A 21,316-nucleotide genomic window follows, 5' to 3' on the forward strand; every position below is an offset into this window, starting at 1 on the left:
TTTTGTTTCATTGTTAATTGTTGTTTAATTCGGTGGTTTTTATTTGTTTTTTATTTGTTTTTTATCTTAGTGGTTTTTGTTTTATTTAAAGTTTAAATAAAAATTGATATTTTTATTTTTCTTTAAAATCAGTAAGTTGGTCTGTTTGTCCGTTTGTGATAATACAAAGGCACGCCTATTGTTTGTGAGATGTTGCCGTTGTTGACTAATCGTTTTTTATTTATTAATAATACTGCCCTGCAATTAGCGCTTGGCTAATTGCATTATAAAAAATATAACAACTTGATGTTTTTAAAACTAAGTTGCAGGGAGTTTTATTATGAGTTCAGTGTCATTAACTGCGAAAGCTATTCGTAGTAGTTTATTAGCAGTTGCCGCAACAAGTGTTGCATCTGTAAGCGTATTTTCAGCCTCTGCTGTTGCAGCAGAAGAGCAAGTTCAAAAAGTTGAGCGTATTGCTGTTACCGGTTCACGTATTAAACGTACCGATATGGAAACAGCAAGCCCAGTCAGTGTGATCGATGCTTCTGCTATTCTTGCATCAGGCGCAACTTCAATTGATGATGTATTACAAAAAATGACATCTTCAGGCGGTGCAATGACTAACGCTGCTGTTAACAATGGTTCTGGTGGTAATGCATCAATGAACCTACGTGGCTTAGGTTCAAACCGTACTCTAGTATTGGTAAACGGTCGTCGTATGATCGCATCTGGTACTGGCGCGGCATCAACGGTTGATTTAAACACCATTCCTGTTTCAATGATCCAACGTGTCGAAGTACTAAAAGATGGCGCTTCAGCTGTTTATGGTACCGATGCTATCGCTGGTGTGGTTAACGTTATCCTTAAGCGTGATTTCGATGGTTTCGAAATGAATGCTCAAACGGGTTTATCTGCACAAGGTGATGCTGATGAAACAAGCCTAGATATGACTTTAGGCAACACGTTTGACAAAGGCAACTTAGTCTTAAACGCCCAGTACACTAAGCGTGGTGAAGCGAGCCAAGCTGACCGTGATTTCTCTAATTGTCCTATTGCTGAAACCGGTGCCGCGGGCGCTAAAAAGCTTTACTGTGGTGGTAGTGGATATGCACAAGGTGGTCACGTCTGGGGTGATAATAACTTCGGTATTACAGCAACAGGCGCTGAAGGCGCTTATGCTATTGGTGATTCAGGTTTTTATGGCCAATACGTTGATGATGGTGAAGGTAATCCTGAATTTTCATATTTTGACGAAAATAACACTGAAGCGAATCTCAGTGGTCGTGGTGGCGAATATCATGACTATAGCTCAGAAGATGCTTACAACTATGCCAAAGACAGTTTCTTATCAACCCCAATGGAGCGTTTAAACCTAAGCTTTGCGGGTACTTATGAGCTATCAGATAGCATCATGTTCTTTACCGAAGCTATGTACACTAAGCGTTGGTCAGAGCAACAAATGGCTCCTCAGCCTATTTGGAATAATGATCCTTGGGTTTATGATTCATCATGGATGAACAAAGAACTGATTGGTAAAGTGCAAGAGGGTGAGGCTCTAAGCTACGGTCGTCGCATGGTTGAGTCTGGATCTCGTGACTTTAGTCAAACCGTAGATACTGTACGTATCGTTGTTGGTTTAGAAGGTGAGTTCGACAATGGTTGGGCATGGGATGCTTCTTACAACAAAGGTAAGAACGATTCAGTTGACACTTTAGCAAACCTACACAACATTGGTTCAATCAATGATGCTGTTGTTGCAAAGACATTTGATCCATTTACTCAGTCTTCTTGGGAAGGCGCAAGTATTGCACCATTCATTTACACCGAAGTTAACAGCGGTGGCAGTGAGTTAGATATCGTAGCGGCAAGCTTATCTGGCGCAATTATGGATTTACCTGCTGGTGAATTAGGTTTTGCAGCAGGTTATGAGAACCGTAAAGAGTCGGCACATTATACGCCTGATTCATTAACGGCTCAGGGCTTAGCCAACGATCCACGTGTTGAAGCTACCGCGGGTGAGTTCAGTGTTGATGAGGTTTATGCTGAATTAGCTATCCCATTGTTAGCCGACTTACCACTTGCACAGCAAGTTGATATGAGCGCTGCAGTGCGTTACTTCGACTATAGCACTTTTGGTAACGACACTACTTGGAAGTTAGGCCTAACATGGCGCTTATATGACGACCTAATGATACGTGGTGGCCGTTCTACAGCATTCCGCGCGCCAACAGTAAGTGAGTTATTTGGTGGTAAGTCACCATCATTTAACCAAATTGTTCACCCAGCTACAGATCAAACTCAAGCTGAAGTGACTGTGGGTGGTAACGAAATGTTAACCCCTGAAGAAGCTGATATCACCACTCTTGGTTTAGTTTATTCTCCAAGCTATGTTGAAGGATTATCTTTCACTGTTGATTATTTTGATATTGCGATAACTAATACAATTACTGCGGTTGATTCTAACTATGTTGCTAACCAGTGTTTAGATGCCGGTGGCAATAAAATCAATACCGGTACTTCACTATGTCAGTCATCAAATATTGAAATTGATAGCACAGGTCGTATCAAGTTTGACAATGGTTTACAAAACATTGGCGCAACGAATACTTCAGGTTATGACATTAACGTTGCCTATGTATTTGATGCATTAAACTTAAGCTGGAAAGCGGGTTTAGACTCATCAATTCTTTCTTCATATGAAGAGTTTGATCCAGATGGTAACGCAGTTGATTACCGTGGTTACATTACTGGTGGTGTAGGAGCTTATGCTAAGTTTAAATCAAACTTCAACATCACTGCAGCCGGCGATGATTGGAGTGCAACTTACGAAGCACGTTATATCGATGGTATGGATTCATTCGCTTGTAAAGCTGACACGACTAAGTGTTATGCACCAAGTGTAGATAGCATTGTATACCATGATTTATCAGGTTCTTATGACGTGACAAACACGGTTCGCATGTCAGCTGGTGTGAATAACATTTTTGATGAAGAACCTCCATATTTCACCGGTAACAACGATTCGAATACCGATCCATACACTTATGATGTACTAGGTCGTTACTTCTTCGTTCGTGCTAACGTGAAGTTCTAATATCGAGTATGTGTTAAGGCAGATCTTATGACTGGCTGAACGCAGTAAAAAAGCCCTAGACAATTGTCTAGGGCTTTTTTTATTCTTGTGTTTTTGTTCGAAAGGGGGCTTTTTGTGTGTGTTATTTACTTATGACTGACTTCAACTTCGTATGAGCTAAATTTACGGATATTGATCACTCCGGTATCAAATATCAAATATTGACCTTTTATACCCTGTAACGTCCCCGTCACCTCTGCTACTTTGTCAAAGTTGTGTGATTTCACTTTTAGCGGAAATTGCTCAATCGGATATTGAATTGCTTGAATGTTCGCGTCTAATCGCTCAATGATTATATCGCTATGTTCCGCGGCTATTTGTTGTAACTTTTCAGCGATTAAAGGGATCAGCTCAGCCGCTTGTGCAACCAAATCAACATCATCGTTATGGCTTTTAAGCATGGCTTGCCAATGGGTTTTATCATTGATAAATTTTGCTAATTCTATTTCAATTAATCCTGACATTTTACGGGTCGACACCTTAAAAATAGGCAAGCCTTGGGTCGCGCCTTGGTCAATCCAGCGAGTCGGGATTTGGTTGTGGCGAGTAATGCCAACTTTGATCCCTGAGGTATTTGATAAATAGACATAATGAGGAACAAAACAGTGGGTTTGCGCCCATTCTGGCTCGCGGCAAGTACCCTGATCAAAATGACAGGTTTCTGGCTTCATGATGCACATGTCGCAGCTAGCCAGTTTTTGCATACAAACATAACAATGGCCCTGAGAATAACTTTTTTTAGTTTTCTTACCACAATTACAGCAAAAAATATTGCCAGTATGCGTTAACGTCAGTGATTTACCAATTAAAGGATTAAGTGGAATAAGAGCGTCACCCACGGGGAGCTGATATTGCACTTCATCTGCTGAGTTAAGTGAAGTGTTGAGTTTTGATAGTGTGCCTAACATGTACGTTCCATTTATGAGCTTTTGCGGCATAGTTTAGCAGATGTGATAGCTAAACTATGCCGCAATTTAGTTCAATTGAACTTGTTCATACATTTTTGGCGGAGCTTAAGCAAAATAACGTATCACAGTGTTAAGCGCATTGTCTGGCTAGGTAGACTTTATTTTTACCCAAAAACTTTGCTTGATATAAGGCTTTATCAGCTTCTATCATCAAGTCTTGCATTGAGGTGGTTGATGCATTTAATTCGGCAAGACCTAAACTAATAGTGAAGTTTATTTTAATCTCATTAAAGATGAAGTCTTTTTCGGCAATGCTGTTTCTAAGCCGTTCTGAAATAGTCCAAGCATCTTGCTCGCTCGTTTTAGGTAGCACGATTAAAAACTCTTCTCCGCCAATTCTGCCTACGAGGTCATGCTTTTTAATGCAAGTTTGTGCTCTTTGTGCGAGCGCTTTAATGGCTAGGTCCCCAATATGATGGCCATACTTATCATTGATCTCTTTAAAGTTATCTATGTCAAAAATGATCACCGAGGCAGATTGTCGTAATTTTATTGCGCGTTTGATTAGCTGCTCACCTTTGATAAAGGTAAATCCTCGATTGGCAATTTTTGTTAGAAAATCTGTTTGTGAGCGTTTTTTATAAGTGTTTAGTGCAAAAAGCAGAAACAAGCCTAATGTGATAGTTAATAAAGCCACAATAGTTAATGTTAGCTCATGAATTTTTTCTTTATCTTGAATAGCAGTGAGCTTTAATTCATTAATGGCTAGTTTGTTGGCCAGGAGAATGTTCTCAAACTCAGCCACTTTTGCATGATGATTTAAAGCTGCGTTGATGACTTCAGGATTTAACATGTTCTGGTTATTTTTACGCTCATCATCAATTAATTGAAACAGTAAATTGATTGAAGCTAAGTAATCTTGTTTTGCAAATGCAATAATCGCATCAGCTTTGAGTATCATATCTTGTTTGTCTGTTCTGAAATGCTGATCTTGTTTAAATAACATCGCCATTTCGGCCGCTTCAGATGCTTGTCCATTACGCATGTAAGCTATCGCAAGAAATAGGTAACTACTCGTGGCAAAGTATTGCTCTTGGGTAGTCTCACGCAATTGAATGGCATTATTTAGGTTAGTTATTGCCGTTGGATAATCTTGCATCCCTAGGGCTACTCGCCCTGCATTTAAGTGCGCGAAAAAAGCAAAATCTTTGAATTGGACGCTGGACTCAGCAAGCTTAAACTGTGCATCCACACTGGCTTTTGCTTCAGGCCAATGACCTAATTTGATGCTTTGGCTTAACATGTTGTGCAGCATATTAAACATGTCTTGTTTATCATCAATGGCCGCCCAGGTTTGATAGGCTTTTTTAAAATTGTCATAGCTGCGCTGATGTAAGCCGACATTTCGGTAAAGACTGCCAGTGGCATTGTAAATTAAGGCTTTTCTATTGGTGTTGAGGGTTTCACTTTTATCGACAACATCCATAGCTTCATCAAGCAAAGCAATACCTATATGTATGGTACTGGCATCTTCATAACAAAAGGCATTTTGGGTCAACGTTTTGGCTAATAGCTCAGTATTATTTTGCTGTCTTGCGTATTCGAGGGCTTTATAACGATCGACACAATAAATAGCAGGGTCATTTGTTTGTAAGTACAGGGCAAAAGATCGTTCAAGATGGCTATCAATTAATGTGTCAGAAATGGGTAATGAGGCGACTAAATTGATGCTTTTATCATAACTGTCGATGGCTAAATCAAGCTGACGAGTTTTTTCATAAAGTTGACCGTATAAAAAATACAGTTTGGCTTTATTCTCATTGGCTAAAATGCTTGTGTCGATATCGAATTGGTTTAAACGTTGGAGGGTATCTTCTACTGAATGAGAGTCTGCATAGTCTTCAAAATATTTAACTGACTCGGTAGCAAGTCCATTTGAGCTATAAATAACCACTAGAAAATACATCAAAAGTATACAAACATTTGAAGAAGTCATATTCATCGGTGCCACAGTGCTAATTATCCTTTTAGTCTTATAAACGAAGGTTATCATAATTTTCAGTTATGTATACTCCTTTTAATTAATAGGTTTTATATAATCAAATACTTAACTTCTACGTTAAGTGAGGTTTTTTTATATAAAGTGACTACAAACTGTTGTACAAATTCTCAAAATAGAGAAAGCGATCCCGTGTGAAAAAGGTGTTCAGCTATGTAAATATTATTCTGGTAGGGTTAATAGTAGAGGTTAATTTTAAGGAAGTTTAAGCTAAATCAAACGGGAGTTTGGCAGTATGTTAATACTTCAGAAGTCTATGAGATTGAGGCCATCATTAAAAATGCACTATATTAACCCGAGTTAAGTTAAATAATGCATTTTTATCTGTGTTTTAGTGTGGCTAGATGCATACATTTAGTTGATTTTATTTACTTTATCTAGAACTACATCGTCGCCTAATTTATAAAATTGCTCAACGATTTGTTCTTCTTGAATCAATTCGGTCAAGCCTAAGCTCATATTTGCCCTGAATAAGGCTACGCCGGTATGGCTTGCGGTTTCATATTTGCTGCTAAACTGCTCAATATTGACCCCAAGTGCGTTAAGACTGTTTGAAATATGTAACACAAGTCCTGGGCGATCGTAAGCGACAAGCTGGTAGCTAATATGTTTAATCGGTTGTGCCGTTAGACTTGCTTGTGAGTAAGTTAATGATAAGCCATCAATACATTCGAGTGCATCGATAAATTCATCCCATTTATCGACCGGCATTTCTAATTGTAATATTGCAGCAAAAATACCGTCCAAATGACGCATTTCTGAATCTAACCAATTTCCATCTTGACGAGTTACTGCATTAGCGATCTGTTCAACTAAGCCTTTTCTATCAGGAGCTTGCAGGGTAACCAAATATCGCATCATAAAAACTTTCTCCTATATAAAACTAAAGTTTTGGTTGTAACACTACTGTCATCTTTACGTCATATAATGCCAACCACTTTAAGTTGGGTTAATAATGAAAGACACCTATTGTCATCATCATTTATTGTTAACACAGTAAATTACACAATCAAAGCGCTATTTTTTAGTGAATGATTAAATATAGAGGTTCTTAATGGAAAGTCAGGTAAATCAGCCTGGTTCTGCGGCTAAAAATCTACTTGTAGATCGCTATGCTACACGCAGAGCATTTAAGGATAAGGCAGCACAAATTGCTGTAACAGTCGGCGGCACTATGGTGTTTGTTGCATTATTACTGATATTTTTCTATCTGCTATACGTGATCAAACCTATTTTTGATGGTGCTGAAATTCAGCCTAGTACCAAGGTGAGTATGCTGCACACTGATGTGCCGACCTTGATGGTAGGCAGTGATGAACAAAATGAAGTGTTATTTCGCGTAGCAAAAGATGGCCAAGTCGATTTTTATTCTTCAGTGACTAACCAGCTTATCACCACCCATAGCATTAAGCTTCCAATCGGAACTACGGTGACGAGTAGTGCGAAATCAAGTCCGAACGAGCAACGCTTTGCATTAGGCTTAAGTAATGGTCAGGTGATAGTGCTTGGGATTGATTTTGAGGTCACTTATCCTGATAACCAGCGTTTAATTACCCCCAAAGTGCGTTATTTAAATCAACAGCCTTTAACGATTAATCCTAATGGTTCGGTACATCATTTAGCATTTGATTTTTCAGATAGCCGCATGAGTTTTGTGTTTCAAGACCAACAGGGCGTGTGGAATATCAATCGTCTTGATGGCGAAGAAAACATGATGACAGAAGAGGTTGAGTGGACCTCGTATCATTCTGTTATTGAAGAGGCGCCGTCTAAATCATTATTGCCATTAATGACCCCAGATCATCGTCAACTTATTCTCCCCGCTGCGAATAAGTTGTATGTATATGACATTCGCGATGCTGAAGCAGTTGAGTTACTACAAGTTATTGATGTTACAAAAGGCAATGCAAATGTTAATCAAGTAAACTTGCTTGCTGGTGCGAGTTCTATACTGGTGAGTTATGACACAGGTGTTGTCAGTCAATTTTTCCAAGTGAACAGCGACAATGGCCGTTTATATCAGCACATTCGAGAGTTTGACGAGTTAGCTCCTATTGGCACAATGGCGACAGAGTTTTACCGTAAAAGCTTTGCAGTATTAAGTCCTGAAGGTGAGCTAACCTTGTTATACGCCACTAGCCAGCGTAATTTATTCGATGACGTATTTGAGCTACCTAATCCAGGTTTGATGTCGTTTAGTCCACGCTCAAATGCGCTTATTATAGAAGCAGATAAGCAATTACATTTATTTGCCGTAGAAAACAGCCACCCAGAAGTGTCATGGAGCGCAATGTGGCAAAAAGTGTGGTACGAAGGTTATCCAGAGCCTCAATATGTGTGGCAGTCTACTTCTGGCTCAGATGATTTTGAAGCAAAATTAAGCCTAATGCCGTTAGCATTTGGCACTATGAAAGCGGCATTCTATGCCATGCTATTTGCTGTGCCATTGGCCATAGCAGGTGCCATTTACACCGCATACTTTATGACCCCCAAAGTGCGTAATGTGGTTAAACCTACCATTGAAATTATGGAAGCATTGCCGACAGTTATTTTGGGCTTTTTAGCCGGTCTATGGCTAGCGCCACTGATTGAAGATCATTTACCGGCATTCTAGCCTTACTGATGCTATTGCCTACATCTATTTTAACCAGTGCATTTTGCTGGAGTAAACTACCGCAAAAATGGAAGCAACGTTTACCTGAAACCTATCAGGAATTAATGCTAATTCCGGTGATTGTTTTTGTTGGCTGGTTTTCATTTGCTATTAGCCCAACCATTGAAATTCTATTCTTTGATGGCAATACTCGCCAATTCATTACTAATGATTTAGGTATTACCTTTGACCAACGTAATGCATTAGTGGTCGGTATTGCCATGGGTTTTGCGGTTATTCCAACCATCTTCTCTATTGCTGAAGATGCCATTTTCTCAGTACCGCGCCATTTATCTAATGGTAGCTTGGCGTTAGGTGCGACAAACTGGCAAACCCTTACACGTGTTGTACTGCTGACCGCAAGTCCAGGTATTTTCTCTGCCATTATGATGGGCTTAGGGCGTGCCGTAGGGGAAACTATGATTGTCCTTATGGCAACAGGTAATACTGCCATTTTGGAGTGGAGTGTGTTTGAAGGTATGAGAACACTTGCGGCTAATATTGCAGTAGAAATGCCTGAATCTGCTATTGGTTCATCTCATTATCGTGTGTTGTTCTTAGCGGCATTCGTGCTGTTTATATTCACTTTCGTATTCAACACCATCGCTGAGGTAGTGCGTCAACGTTTACGTGACCGCTATAGTTCGCTTTAAGGAATAATGATGACTTTTATATACACAATTTCCGCGGTTGTCTTGAGAGGTTTATATAATGGGTAAGTGGTTTAAATCAGGCTCACCATGGATTTGGATGACAGGTGGCGCAGTCAGTATCAGTTTGATTGCCGTGATCGGCTTATTATTACTGATCGCTTGGCGCGGCTTAAGTTACTTTTGGCCTGCTGAAGTTTATCAGTGGGAATTGCAAGATCAAAAAGGCATAAAAAGCACTCTTATAGGCGAAATTTATGATCGAGAAGAAGTACCCACTGAACGCTTAATATCAGCAGGGCATCAATTTAATCAACATCCTGGTGAGTTTGTCACGCGCTACTTGGTCAAAACCGGTAACCGTGAATTTGTTGGATTAGATTTTAGATGGATCTTAGCGACAGACATTGTCAGTCGCAGCACTCCATCAGATGTAGCAAAATTTGAGCGTACTAAAAACGGTAACTTTTACGGTTATCCCATTGCGGTTATCGAAGATGGTAAGCGTTTGGCTCTTGACGGTGATGCGCTTGAAAGCTCATTGATTGAGCATATCAATCGTGCGGTTAATATTGGCGATGAAGCATTAACCTTACAAAAAAGTGACATTGGTTCAATTAACTATGAAATTGAACGTCTACGTTTAAAAGAGCGCAGATACGAGTTAGAAGGTAAGTTAACTGCGGCAGCTAAAGCTGAAATTGAAGCGGGCATTAGTCAACTTAACCAAGACTATTTAGTACTTGAGAAATCACTTTTTGCATTACGTGATAGCGCAGCACGGGATTCGGTTATTGTGCGTGATATGCGCGGCGAGGAAGTGACCTTAAAACTAGATAGCATTCTTGATGTTAACTATGTTAACCATATGAACTTTATTGATAAAGTGGCCCATTGGTTTATTGGTATAGGGCGTTTTGTTAGCGATGACCCACGTGAAGCTAATACCGAGGGTGGAGTGTTTCCTGCCATATTTGGTACGGTATTCATGGTGATGTTAATGGCCGTTATTGTGACCCCATTTGGTGTTGTAGCTGCGATTTACCTACATGAATATGCTAAAAAAGGTCCAATTACTAAGATGATCCGCATTGCGGTAATTAATTTAGCCGGTGTGCCATCAATTGTTTATGGTGTATTTGGTTTGGGCTTCTTTGTTTATGTGCTAGGCGGTTCACTCGACCAATTGTTCTACCCTGAAGCGTTACCAGCGCCAACGTTTGGCTCGCCAGGGGTCATTTGGTCAGCATTAACTTTAGCTATTCTAACGTTACCCGTAGTGATTGTGTCTACTGAAGAAGGCTTAAGCCGTATTCCAAGTGCCGTCCGTCAAGGCAGTTTAGCCTTAGGGGCGACAAAAGCCGAAACCCTATGGCGCATCGTTATTCCAATGGCGAGTCCAGCTATTATGACAGGATTAATCTTAGCCGTTGCCCGTGCAGCAGGCGAGGTTGCTCCTTTAATGTTAGTGGGCGTGGTTAAATTGGCCCCAACATTACCAATAGATATGAACTTTCCATTTGTGCATTTAGAGCGAAAGTTTATGCACTTAGGTTTCCACATTTATGACGTAGGCTTTCAAAGCCCTAACGTCGAGGCGGCGCGTCCTTTGGTTTACGCTACCTCATTTTTATTAGTCTCGGTAATTGTCGCGTTAAACTTAACCGCCATTAGCGTGCGCAACCATTTACGTGAAAAATTCCGTTCGCTAGAACACTAATAGCGATATCCTGAGGGAAAATTAAAATGATTTCGATTGATCGTACAAACATGCAAACTAAAACGGTAGATTTAGCTAACTTGCCAGAACAGGATACCGCTTTAGAAATTCGTAACCTTAATTTACGTTACGCAGAAAAGCAGGCACTATTTAATGTGTCGATGAAAATACCTAAAAAGCAAGTCACCGCTTTTATTGGTCCAAGTGGCTGTGGTAAATCAACCTTGCTGCGTTGTATTAACCGCATGAATGACTTAGTCGACACCTGTAAAATTGACGGTGAAATTTTGCTTCACGGTCAGAACATTTATGACAAAAAAGTCGATGTGGCCGCCCTAAGACGCAATGTCGGTATGGTGTTTCAGCGTCCAAATCCGTTTCCTAAGTCGATTTATGAAAACGTAGTATATGGCTTGCGCCTGCAAGGGTTAAATAACCGTCGCGAACTGGATGACGCCGCAGAGCGCTCATTGCGTGGTGCAGCTATTTGGGATGAAGTTAAAGACCGTTTACATGATAATGCCTTTGGATTATCGGGCGGGCAGCAGCAACGTTTGGTGATTGCCCGTGCTATTGCCATTGAGCCAGAAGTGTTATTACTCGACGAACCAACATCGGCACTAGACCCAATTTCAACCTTGACCATTGAAGAACTGATCACTGAACTGAAGCAAAAATATACCGTCGTGATTGTGACACACAACATGCAACAGGCTGCTCGTGTATCGGATCAAACGGCATTTATGTATATGGGCGAATTGGTTGAGTACGCTGATACGAACACTATATTTACTACGCCAAAGAAGCGTAAAACAGAAGATTATATTACCGGTCGTTACGGTTAATCGTAGTCAAGCCATAGCACAAGACTAGGCTTAAACTCGATATCGTAGACTTAGGGTGTAATTGAAAAGATCAGCGTAAAGTTCAAAAATTAGCTTAGGGTTAAATAAAATGGAAAAAATGAATTTAAACAAGCATATCTCAGGTCAATTTAACGCAGAACTCGATGATATTCGTAATCGCGTACTGGCAATGGGCGGCTTAGTTGAGCGTCAGTTAGAACAAGCATTAGATGCCTTAGCAGGCCTAGATGCTGAATTAGCTAAATCGGTTATTGAAGGCGACCATAAAGTAAATGGTATGGAAGTGGCGATTGACGAAGAATGTACTCGTATCATTGCCAAGCGTCAGCCTGCTGCCAGTGATTTACGTTTAATTATTGCTATTTCTAAAACCATTACTGACCTAGAACGTATTGGTGATGCCTGTGTACGAATTGCAAAAGCTGCGGTAGATAAACGTGCCAAGAGCCAAGAGCCATTACTGGTTAGCATTGAAAGTATGGGCCGACACGCGACACGAACATTGCATGCCACATTAGATGCATTGGCACGTATGGATGCTGAACAAGCATTAGAGCTGCATAAAGAAGATGCTAAATTAGACAAAGAATATGAAGGTATTATTCGTCAATTAATGACCTATATGATGGAAGATCCACGTTCAATACCGGTGTATTAGATGTGTTATGGGCTGCGCGTGCAGTAGAGCGAGTCGGTGACCGCTGTAAAAATATTTGTGAATACATCATTTACTACGTTAAGGGTAAAGATGTTCGACATACCTCATACGAAGACATGGAAAAAGACTTAAAGCAATAAACACTATTGTTGTACCATGGTCTAGGTGATTTATTAAATCCTATTGTGTGAAAAAAACGCCTTAAGTCATCGCTTAAGGCGTTTTTATTTGCTTTAATAGCCACAATATTAGCGAACACACTTAATCATACCCCTTATGAAAAATACATTAGCGCGCGGACTGACCAACTTATTACCTATGGTGCTATCTATATGGTTATTTTGGTCATTATTTATCTCACTTGATGGGCTTGGCAAATTATTACTCAGTGTTTTTGGTATTGCAGACTTGTTTGTAGGTGCGGGGTTTATCTTAGTCGCGGTTATTGTGTTTATTGCCGGGCTGTTATTTTCGGTCAGCCCAATAGTGTTACTTTATGGTTGGTTAGAGCGCCAATTAATGAAGTTCCCTCTATTTAAGTCAGTTTATGGCAGCATTCGTGATTTAGCCGGTTTAATGAACCGCGATGGGAATCCTAATGCTCAACAAACGGTGTTAATCAAACAAGCTAATGGTAGCTATATTGTCGGCTCTATTATGAGTGATAAGCCGCCTCAGCCGCTTGAAGATGCTTTGCCTGAAGGCGATTGGGTACCGGTATTGTTTCAATTAAGCTATCAAATGGCTGGGGTCACCACATTAGTTAGGCGTGAAGATTTAATTGAAGTCGATTGGTCATTTGAAGACGCAATGCGGTTTAATTTAACCGCTGGTATTTCAACCACTAAAGCTAGTGATGCAGTGAAACCACAAGAGGGACCCCAATGAAGGATATATTGGTTACAGTATTCATTTTAATTCGACAGCATTGGTGTTGGAACTGCACCAAAAATGTGCTGTTATGCGTGTCTATTTTGGGGTTCACTTCGCCGGTTTTGAGTGATAATCATGCCACTCACTTTGTAGGTGTTGCGGATTCATCCGTTCAAAATATTGGGCGAGTGGTGTTAGAAAAAATTTGTGTTACTCAAAAGTTGCACTGCGATGTTGAAATGTTACCGGCCCCACGTGCTGAACGCAGTATGCGCGAAGGGTCAGTCAACGGTGAAATTATGCGGGTTTGGCGTTATGGTGAAGATAACCCTGAGTTTATTAGAGTACCAACGTCATATTATGAAATAAAAACGGCTTTTTTTACCCGCAAAGATACTCAATATAAGATTGCGTCAGTAGCCGATATTATGGATTTAAATGTAGGGGTGTTAACCGGTGTAAAGCATACTCAAAATTTGGGGCTTGATCCTAAAAAAGTATTTTACTCCACGACCACTGAAAAAATGATGAATTTATTGGACAAAAAAAGGGTAGATGTGGTCATTGCAAGTTATATGGATGGCACGGCAACTATCAATAAAATGCATGCAGAGAATTTAATCGTCCAGTCGACGACCATAAAAACACAACCTGTTTATATGTATATTCACCCAAACAAAAAAGAACTTGTGCCTATTATAGATAACGCTATCAATAATTTAATTAAGTCTGGTAAGTTGCAAGCGATAATTACCGATGTCGAAAACAACGTATTGAATTAATCTTTCATATGCAGTGATCAAGCTAAAGGTACAAAGTATTGGCTGGACAAGACACTAAGACTCATGTGCAAGCATGAGTGTTTGGCCACCATTCTGCCACCGTTAATACTTAGTGATTTTGATGCGCCAATCGAGATGATAACGATAATGACATTGTTATCACCAGTAATTATTTACATACAAAGTGATATAAAATAGGAATAAACATGGAAGTTGATGTATTTAACAGAACTCAAACCACAGATAAAATCATTAGTGCCACAGCGTATAATTTTACTATAGGCTTAACCCTTTGTTGGGGTTTTGCCATCAATTGGTTAATGGTAACCAACATATCACCAGAATCTATTGCAGCAATTAACCCTTGGATCTTTTTCATTGGTTATTTCGCCTCTTGTTTTTTCGGCTTGTATCTATTTAGTCGTTCCAATAATCCGCTGGTTAGCTTTATAGGCTACAACTTCGTGGTGGTGCCATTTGGGTTAATTATCAATTTAGTGGTCAGTCAATACGACGAGGCATTAGTGTCTGAAGCTATCCGTATTACTGGATTAGTCACAATAGGCATGATGTGCCTAGGGTCACTTTTTCCGGCCTTCTTTCAAAAGATAGTCGGTGCACTGACTATCGCTTTGTTGCTGGTTATCGTGGTCGAATTGATTGAAGTTTTTGTGTTTGGCGTTCACCACGGCATTCTAGACTGGATAGTGGTATTGATATTCTGCGGTTACATTGGATACGACTGGGGGCGGGCAAATCAAATACCCAAAACCTTAGACAATGCCATCGACAGCGCCGCTGCACTTTACATGGACATCATTAACTTATTTTTGCGTATTCTAAGAATACTGGGCAGAAAGTAATTATCAATATTTACGTTCGATAGATTGGCAAAATATTAATCGGTCTGAGTTATCTGAAATCATAGCGTTATATGTATATTACTAACTAAAATCTAGGCAGGTTTTTCAGCCTAGATTTTAGTTATCTAGCATTTAACGCTGATAGCTAAAGCGTTTTTTCACTCGAATGTCTGCCACAGATGAGCCTATCATCACTTCAAACTCGCCTGGTTCTGCTAGCCAATCATTAGTGTTTACATCCCAAAATGACAAGTCGCGCTTTGTTAAGTTGAACTGGGCTGTTTTGGTTTCTCCGGCTTTTAACCAGACTTTTTCAAAGCCTTTTAACTCTTTTAGCGGGCGAGGGACACTGGCTTTTATATCATGTAAGTAAAGCTGAGCCACTTCTGCACCGTCAACTTTACTGGTGTTAGTGATATTGACTGTAACAGTTAATGTGTCGTTTCCTTTAATGCTGTTGTTGGATAATTTAATGTCTGAATAGTTGAATTGACTGTAAGACAGGCCATGACCAAAAGGGAATAATGGCGCAATTTTTTGTTGTTCAAACCAGCGATAACCCATGAATACACCTTCGCTATAAAGTGACTCTTTGGCGTGGTAATCATTTAAGGCTATTGGCGCGGTGTCGGTAAGTTTTTTAGGTAAGGTTATCGGCATTTTGCCACTCGGGTTTGCATCACCAAATAGAATGTCAGCATAAGCGTGACCGGCTTCCATGCCACCATACCAACCCCAAAGCAGTGCTTTAGTCTTGTTAGCCCAGGGCATTTCAACGGCTGAACCGCCAATCATCATTACTATGGTGTTGGCATTCGCTTGCAGTAGTTTACTGATCACTTCATCTTGTTGGCCGGGTAATATCATATCTGGACGGTCAATCGACTCTCTATCGTCTGCATGACTTAAGCCGCCAAAGTAAATAACCGCATCGGCTTTTTTCGCTGCAGCCAAATATTCTTGCTCACTATTATATAAGCTGTTTGGGGTTTCCCAGCCCAACGTGGCTTGTTTATTACCCTGATAACGTAAGCTAACTGCGTAGGTTTCACCGGCCACTAAAGACATTGATTGAATAAGCATTTTTGCTGACTGTGCGGTTGATGTGTTGATGAGCGGTTGATCATTAATATAAAGCGCAACCTGGCCATCAGCTTGAATGCTAAAGCTGTGGTTGCCGGACTCCATTGGTTTGATATTGGCTTTTATTTCAATAGATTGAGTATGACCTTTGGCATCAAACTGTGGATCTGCTATCCATGATTCACTGGCTAAGTTTGTCATCGCACTGTCATTGAAATAGTTAATTTGCCACGACGGTGTGCCAGTCCAATGACGTGTGGTGAGATAGTCATTAGGAATCGGCATAAATTTGCTACTGGCAGGGCGCATTAAGGTGACCTTGACCTTGTCGCCTAGTTTGGCTTTTAAGCCATCCAGTGGGCTTATTTCATATAGCGCTTTCACTTCAGATGAGCCGCCACCAAAGCCGTGGCGTTTATCGGCATTTGGACCTAATACCAGTACATTTTTAAGCTTTGCGGCCTTTAGCGGTAATACTTGGTCATCATTTTTAAGCAGTACAACACCGTTAGTGGCAATAGTGCGGGCATCATTTCTATGTGCTTGAGTGTTACGCTGGCCCGATAAGCGCTGCTTATCCATCATGCCGATGCTCAGTTGTACCCGTAAAATTCGAGCCACTTTGTCATCTAAAACTGACTCGGGTACTTTGCCTGCTTTAATCATCTCTAGTAATGGTTTTGCCATAAAGTAGTCATCAAAACTGGCAACATCTGTGCCCATTTCAATGTCTAGGCCGTTCATAGCGGCATCATAGGTGTTGATGTCGACATTCCAATCGGTCAGTAATACCCCTTGATAACCCCATTCACCTTTTAAAATATCTTTAACAAGGTGTTCGCTTTGATTAGCATTGGTGCCCCTGAACTCATTATAAGCCCCCATAATTGCGTGCACGTTAGCCTGTTTTACCGCCGCTTCAAAGGCGGGTAAATACACTTCACGCAAGGTACGCTCATCGGGTTTTGCATTCACCCCAGTGCGGTTTAGCTCTTGAGTGTTTAAGGCGTAGTGTTTTACGGTCGCGCCGACATCATTAGCCTGAATGGCTTTAATAGTGGGTACCACAAGCGCGGCGGCTAAAAAGGGGTCTTCGCCCATGTATTCGAAGTTACGCCCATACAAGGGTAAACGGGCAAGATTAACCCCTGGGCCCAAAATTAAGTCTTTACTACGGTGGCGTGCTTCAGCGCCTAAAACATTACCGTGTAAGCTGGCCATGTTTTTATCCCAACTGGCGGCTACAGCAGTGAGCGGTGGTAAGTAGGTTGAATAATCGTTGGTCCAACCCGCTGGCGCCCATGAGTTTCTGTCTATTTCATAGCGGACACCGTGCGGCCCATCAGACATCCACATTTCATGAATACCTAAACGTTCGATAGCGGGAATGTGAAACTTGCCTGCGGCGTGAACCAATGACACTTTCTCTGCCAATGTCAGTTGCGGTAACAGGTGCTTTATTTGGTCTTCAACTTGGATAATACGATCGCCAATACGGTGCTTTTCGCTATCGGGTAGCACAGTTATCGCATGAAGTGTTTGGGGAGTTATATTGGGGTGGGCTGCAAAAACGGCAGCGTTAACGCTAAGACATAAAAGCGCTGAAATACTTAACGTAAGCGCTTTCTTTTTGTAAAAAGATGTTGTGATACCCAATGGCGTAACCATAACGTGTTCCCTGTGTTATTTGAAATTGATAAAAATATTGGCGGTGAGACGACCGGTACTTGGGTCATCATCAATATCTGTGTTGAGGTCAACTAAGGTTGAGTGGAGTAAGTTACCTGGATAAATGACCAGTCGATTAGGCTTATATTCAACTTGATGATAAATATCATAATGTGGATCACTTTTAACAAAGTACTCTGGTGTGTCTTTGGCATGATCAGTTAAAAAGGCTTTAGCCGATTCAAAGTAATGATCCATCTTGGCTTCATTGACCCGCTCATAGCCAGTTTTTTTATGCCTGAAAAAAGCCGTGTTACCGTGGGGAGCATCATTAAGGTAATGCAAAATGGCAAAATAATACGGCTCTGGCGTATCAAAATGCGGTAAGCGCTGTAATGGCATTAGGCTATCTGGCGACTGGCTTATTAGTGAAAATGACAGTATTTGCGGCTTTATGCGTAAATGATGTGGCACTTTATAAACATCATAAACCAGTTGAAATACCTGATTAATGACTTCAATTGCATAGGGATTAGGCAATGGTGCACGCACCCCAGGATAATATGAACTGTCATCTTTAATAAACTTGGCTTGTTGGCGGGCAATGGATAATAGCGGTGCGATATCATCGGCAAAGTTGTCGATAATAATAATCGGGGTTTGTTCATTACCGATATAACAAATCTGCGGTTCAATGCCGCTAACCTGAATAATACTGTTAGTGGCATTTTGCTGGGTTTGTGTTTGAGTCGCGTGGGTCGTTGATGGTGACGACATGTAGCAGCTCCTTGGCTTTATTGAGTTGTTATTGAATTTACGCTAATGCAAATTTAATCTATATTAGCTTTGCAATAATGATTAATAAAATCAAAGTGAAGAGGTAAAGTATCGACTTTTCGTTTTGCCGTCGATTTAATGTTATTTAAAAAGTTAGCCAACTCATCGTCTTCCATCATATCCACAATTGGATGATACTCTTTAGGCATTATGCCTTGTCCCATCATGATTTGTATCCGAGGAGCTTTCACCAAATAATTCATTACCGTATTTGTACACTTTACCCGATTGACGGAACATATCGATACGATGCTGTAAAGACGCAGGTATTGGCATATTTTTACAGTAACGCCAAAAGCGGCTGTCTTCACGGTCGGTTACTTTATAATGTGAAATGATAAAGTCGCGAATGTTTTCTACTTCTAACTTGGTCTGTTGGTTGAACTCATTAATATTAGTGACATCCATTCCCTGTGATGGGAATAACTGCATTAATCGTACTATGCTGCGTTGAATAAGGTGAATACTGGTGGATTCTAATGGTTCTAAAAATCCTGATGATAACCCAACAGCCACGCAGTTTTTATTCCAGTGTTGACGACGGGTTCCGGTTGTAAACTTAATCACTCGAGGTTTATTCAGCGGCTCGCCTTCAATGTTAGCCATTAAGGTGTCAATTGCTTCATCGTCAGTCATGTATTTGCTGCAAAAAACAAAACCATTACCTGTGCGGCTTTGCAATGGAATACGCCATTGCCAACCTGACTCGCGTGCAATTGCGCGAGTGTAAGCAAGAGGGGTGTTAACCGATTGAGTTTGCACCGCAATGGCACTGTCACACGGTAAATAATGACTCCAATCGTCAAAGCCTGTATTAAGTGTGCCTTCAATTAACAACGCTTTAAAACCTGTACAGTCAATGAATAAATCGCCTTCAATGAGTTGGCCATTATCGAGTTGTAATGCTTTAATGTATCCGTTGTTGTCATGCTGTAGTACGTCGGTGATTTTACCTTCTATGCGAATTAAACCGTTACCTTCTGCCATTTTGCGTAAAAACTTAGCATAAAGAGTCGCATCCATATGATAAGCATGGTTGTAATCTTGATTCGGTAGCACAGCAAAGCGGCCCTGGCGCGCAGCTAAATGCTCGGTGCAGTAGTCGCCAATTTCACTCACCAAACCTTGCTGTTTACCTTTTAGCCAAAAGTGAATAAATCCGCAAGCCCAACAATCTTTACCTAAAAAACCAAATGAATGCAGATAATCTTTATTTATATCGTGCCAGTTTTCAAAGTTGATACCGAGCTTAAACGTAGCATTGGTCGCGGCCATCACATCTTGTTCTTTTAGGCCAAGTAAACGATGAAAAATATGTAATGTAGGAATGGTAGATTCTCCCACACCGACAGTACCAATCGCATCAGACTCAACTAATACCACTTCAATGTGCTTACCCATTAATTTAGTCAACGCCGCAGCGGCCATCCAACCAGCAGTACCACCACCGGCAATAACCACTTTTTTTACTGCTGTATTCATTTGGTTTACCTCTTGCGTATTATTGTTATTTTTACATGTAATATTTTGATGCCGGCATGGCTAAAATGTTTAATGAATGAGTTAACGTTTTAATCTATTGGTTAAATCAGCACGTAACTTACGGGCATTGAGTTCATCTAATGGCTTGGTTAGCATACCTTTAGCGTTATCGGGAATATGGCTTTCATCCACATCATCATGGTCGAATATGTAATGTTCAAATATAGCTTTCCAAGCTTGGCGCTGGGCTTTAGGCAATGAGCGCAGGCTTAGCATACTGTGTAGTAGCGCGTTGTTTGGCCGCCCCAGAAAGCCCGGTATCTCGCCACCAATGGGTAATAAGCACATTAAAGCTTTCTACGCCACGTACATGGTGCCACCACATGCTGGGGATAAATAACACATCCCCAGGTTCAAGTGCTGCGGTGAATGATGCGGCTAATGCTTGTTCAAATTTTGGGAAGCGTTCAAAATCTGGCTCATCAAAGTTCACCATGCTTATTTCTTGGCCGCCTGGAGCAAATTCCATTGGGCCAATGTATAGGTTGCTTATTTGATCTGGCGGAAACAGGGTGAAGGTACGCTTTCCCACCATATTGCAGGCTAGGTTATGCGGGAAATCAAAGTGAGCCGCCACGCGGGTTTGATTACCTAGCCAGATATTGGCCATTGGGTTTATTTGGTCAAACTGCAAACAGTTTTCAGCAAACAAACCTGGAAAATGCTGGTGAACATTGGTTGAACCCATGTACACACTGGCGGGTGTTGCTTGGGTCGACTCTGCTTGTAGTCGTGCCAAAATTTGGCTTAATGCTAACTTACCCGCTTGGTAGTTAAACCCATCAACCGTCTCGTTATAAAATACCCGACCTTGTTGTTCTGGCGGTAAATAATAAGCAATCACCGGTTGGCCAATGTCATGCTTGATTAAATAATCCATTGCAGACTGAGTAGATTCAAGCCCTGCTTGCACTAACGGGAAATGACCACATAAGCCTTTAAATATCATTGGCGAGTCGGCATCTTTTATGCGGTCATACAATTCCGCCATTGTGCAGTCGCTGTGCTCTGGCACTCGAGTGATGGGCATTTTTTCAAC

General features: G+C 40.9%; 11 protein-coding genes and 4 pseudogenes. 8 read left to right on the forward strand and 7 right to left on the reverse strand.

Going from position 1 to position 21,316, the window contains the following annotated elements; genetic code table 11:
* Positions 1 to 319 precede the first annotated feature (319 nt).
* Entirely contained in the window at positions 320 to 3,076 is a 2,757-nt protein-coding gene (locus tag L0B17_RS09270) for a TonB-dependent receptor (RefSeq protein ID WP_235084292.1), read from the forward strand.
* Between the two features lie 125 nt (positions 3,077 to 3,201).
* Here L0B17_RS09270 and L0B17_RS09275 read toward each other — a convergent pair whose 3' ends face one another.
* From L0B17_RS09275 to L0B17_RS09285, 3 genes are all read right to left on the reverse strand, one after another.
* Positions 3,202 to 4,023, reverse strand: a complete 822-nt coding sequence (locus tag L0B17_RS09275) for a DUF2797 domain-containing protein (RefSeq protein ID WP_235084293.1) — start codon at positions 4,021 to 4,023, stop codon at positions 3,202 to 3,204.
* Positions 4,024 to 4,153: 130 nt separating this feature from the next.
* Positions 4,154 to 6,019: a GGDEF domain-containing protein gene (locus L0B17_RS09280; protein ID WP_235084294.1), complete on the reverse strand. Its 1,866-nt coding sequence runs from the start codon at positions 6,017 to 6,019 to the stop codon at positions 4,154 to 4,156.
* A 417-nt stretch (positions 6,020 to 6,436) separates the two neighbouring features.
* Positions 6,437 to 6,943, reverse strand: coding sequence for a glycine cleavage system protein R (locus L0B17_RS09285; RefSeq protein WP_235084295.1), 507 nt, complete (start codon positions 6,941 to 6,943; stop codon positions 6,437 to 6,439).
* A 193-nt stretch (positions 6,944 to 7,136) separates the two neighbouring features.
* On the opposite strand from L0B17_RS09285, the pseudogene L0B17_RS09290 reads away from it, so the two are divergent.
* The 7 genes and pseudogenes from L0B17_RS09290 (at position 7,137) to L0B17_RS09320 (ending at position 15,147) form a co-directional block, all read left to right on the forward strand.
* Positions 7,137 to 9,388: pseudogene (locus L0B17_RS09290) on the forward strand (ABC transporter permease subunit).
* Positions 9,389 to 9,446: 58 nt separating this feature from the next.
* Positions 9,447 to 11,105, forward strand: a complete 1,659-nt coding sequence (gene pstA / locus L0B17_RS09295; protein WP_235084296.1) for a phosphate ABC transporter permease PstA — start codon at positions 9,447 to 9,449, stop codon at positions 11,103 to 11,105.
* Between the two features lie 26 nt (positions 11,106 to 11,131).
* Positions 11,132 to 11,950, forward strand: coding sequence for a phosphate ABC transporter ATP-binding protein PstB (gene pstB / locus L0B17_RS09300; RefSeq protein WP_235084297.1), 819 nt, complete (start codon positions 11,132 to 11,134; stop codon positions 11,948 to 11,950).
* Positions 11,951 to 12,059: 109 nt separating this feature from the next.
* A pseudogene (gene phoU, locus L0B17_RS09305) lies at positions 12,060 to 12,769 on the forward strand (phosphate signaling complex protein PhoU).
* 136 nt (positions 12,770 to 12,905) lie between these two features.
* Positions 12,906 to 13,517 carry a DUF502 domain-containing protein gene (locus L0B17_RS09310; RefSeq protein ID WP_235084298.1) on the forward strand — a complete coding sequence of 204 codons (612 nt, stop codon included), beginning with the start codon at positions 12,906 to 12,908 and terminating at the stop codon, positions 13,515 to 13,517.
* Entirely contained in the window at positions 13,514 to 14,284 is a 771-nt protein-coding gene (locus tag L0B17_RS09315; RefSeq protein ID WP_235084299.1) for a substrate-binding periplasmic protein, read from the forward strand. The genes L0B17_RS09310 and L0B17_RS09315 overlap by 4 nt, the downstream gene beginning before the upstream one ends.
* A 206-nt stretch (positions 14,285 to 14,490) precedes the next feature.
* Positions 14,491 to 15,147: a Bax inhibitor-1 family protein gene (locus L0B17_RS09320; protein WP_443019882.1), complete on the forward strand. Its 657-nt coding sequence runs from the start codon at positions 14,491 to 14,493 to the stop codon at positions 15,145 to 15,147.
* 132 nt (positions 15,148 to 15,279) lie between these two features.
* Here L0B17_RS09320 and L0B17_RS09325 read toward each other — a convergent pair whose 3' ends face one another.
* The 4 genes and pseudogenes from L0B17_RS09325 to L0B17_RS09345 form a co-directional block, all read right to left on the reverse strand.
* Positions 15,280 to 17,898: a glycoside hydrolase family 3 C-terminal domain-containing protein gene (locus L0B17_RS09325; RefSeq protein ID WP_235084301.1), complete on the reverse strand. Its 2,619-nt coding sequence runs from the start codon at positions 17,896 to 17,898 to the stop codon at positions 15,280 to 15,282.
* 15 nt (positions 17,899 to 17,913) lie between these two features.
* A complete protein-coding gene (locus L0B17_RS09330) occupies positions 17,914 to 18,675 on the reverse strand; it encodes a DUF6445 family protein (RefSeq protein ID WP_235084302.1) in 762 nt (253 codons plus the stop codon).
* Between the two features lie 53 nt (positions 18,676 to 18,728).
* Positions 18,729 to 20,217 (reverse strand): annotated as a pseudogene (locus L0B17_RS09335) (tryptophan halogenase family protein).
* Positions 20,218 to 20,298: 81 nt separating this feature from the next.
* A pseudogene (locus L0B17_RS09345) lies at positions 20,299 to 21,307 on the reverse strand (cupin-like domain-containing protein).
* Positions 21,308 to 21,316 lie beyond the last annotated feature (9 nt).

The organism is Shewanella sp. OMA3-2 (assembly GCF_021513195.1).
In the GTDB taxonomy this organism is placed as follows: Bacteria; Pseudomonadota; Gammaproteobacteria; order Enterobacterales; family Shewanellaceae; genus Shewanella.

Excerpts from the sequence above, each read along its gene's own strand:
- L0B17_RS09280 (WP_235084294.1), bottom strand. The coding sequence starts at position 6,019 with ATGACTTCTTCAAATGTTTGTATACTTTTGATGTATTTTCTAGTGGTT.
- pstA (WP_235084296.1), top strand. The coding sequence starts at position 9,447 with ATGGGTAAGTGGTTTAAATCAGGCTCACCATGGATTTGGATGACAGGT.
- L0B17_RS09315 (WP_235084299.1), top strand. The coding sequence starts at position 13,514 with ATGAAGGATATATTGGTTACAGTATTCATTTTAATTCGACAGCATTGG.
- L0B17_RS09330 (WP_235084302.1), bottom strand. The coding sequence starts at position 18,675 with ATGTCGTCACCATCAACGACCCACGCGACTCAAACACAAACCCAGCAA.
- L0B17_RS09275 (WP_235084293.1), bottom strand. The coding sequence starts at position 4,023 with ATGTTAGGCACACTATCAAAACTCAACACTTCACTTAACTCAGCAGAT.
- L0B17_RS09285 (WP_235084295.1), bottom strand. The coding sequence starts at position 6,943 with ATGATGCGATATTTGGTTACCCTGCAAGCTCCTGATAGAAAAGGCTTA.
- L0B17_RS09325 (WP_235084301.1), bottom strand. The coding sequence starts at position 17,898 with ATGGTTACGCCATTGGGTATCACAACATCTTTTTACAAAAAGAAAGCG.
- pstB (WP_235084297.1), top strand. The coding sequence starts at position 11,132 with ATGATTTCGATTGATCGTACAAACATGCAAACTAAAACGGTAGATTTA.
- L0B17_RS09310 (WP_235084298.1), top strand. The coding sequence starts at position 12,906 with ATGAAAAATACATTAGCGCGCGGACTGACCAACTTATTACCTATGGTG.
- L0B17_RS09320 (WP_443019882.1), top strand. The coding sequence starts at position 14,491 with ATGGAAGTTGATGTATTTAACAGAACTCAAACCACAGATAAAATCATT.
- L0B17_RS09270 (WP_235084292.1), top strand. The coding sequence starts at position 320 with ATGAGTTCAGTGTCATTAACTGCGAAAGCTATTCGTAGTAGTTTATTA.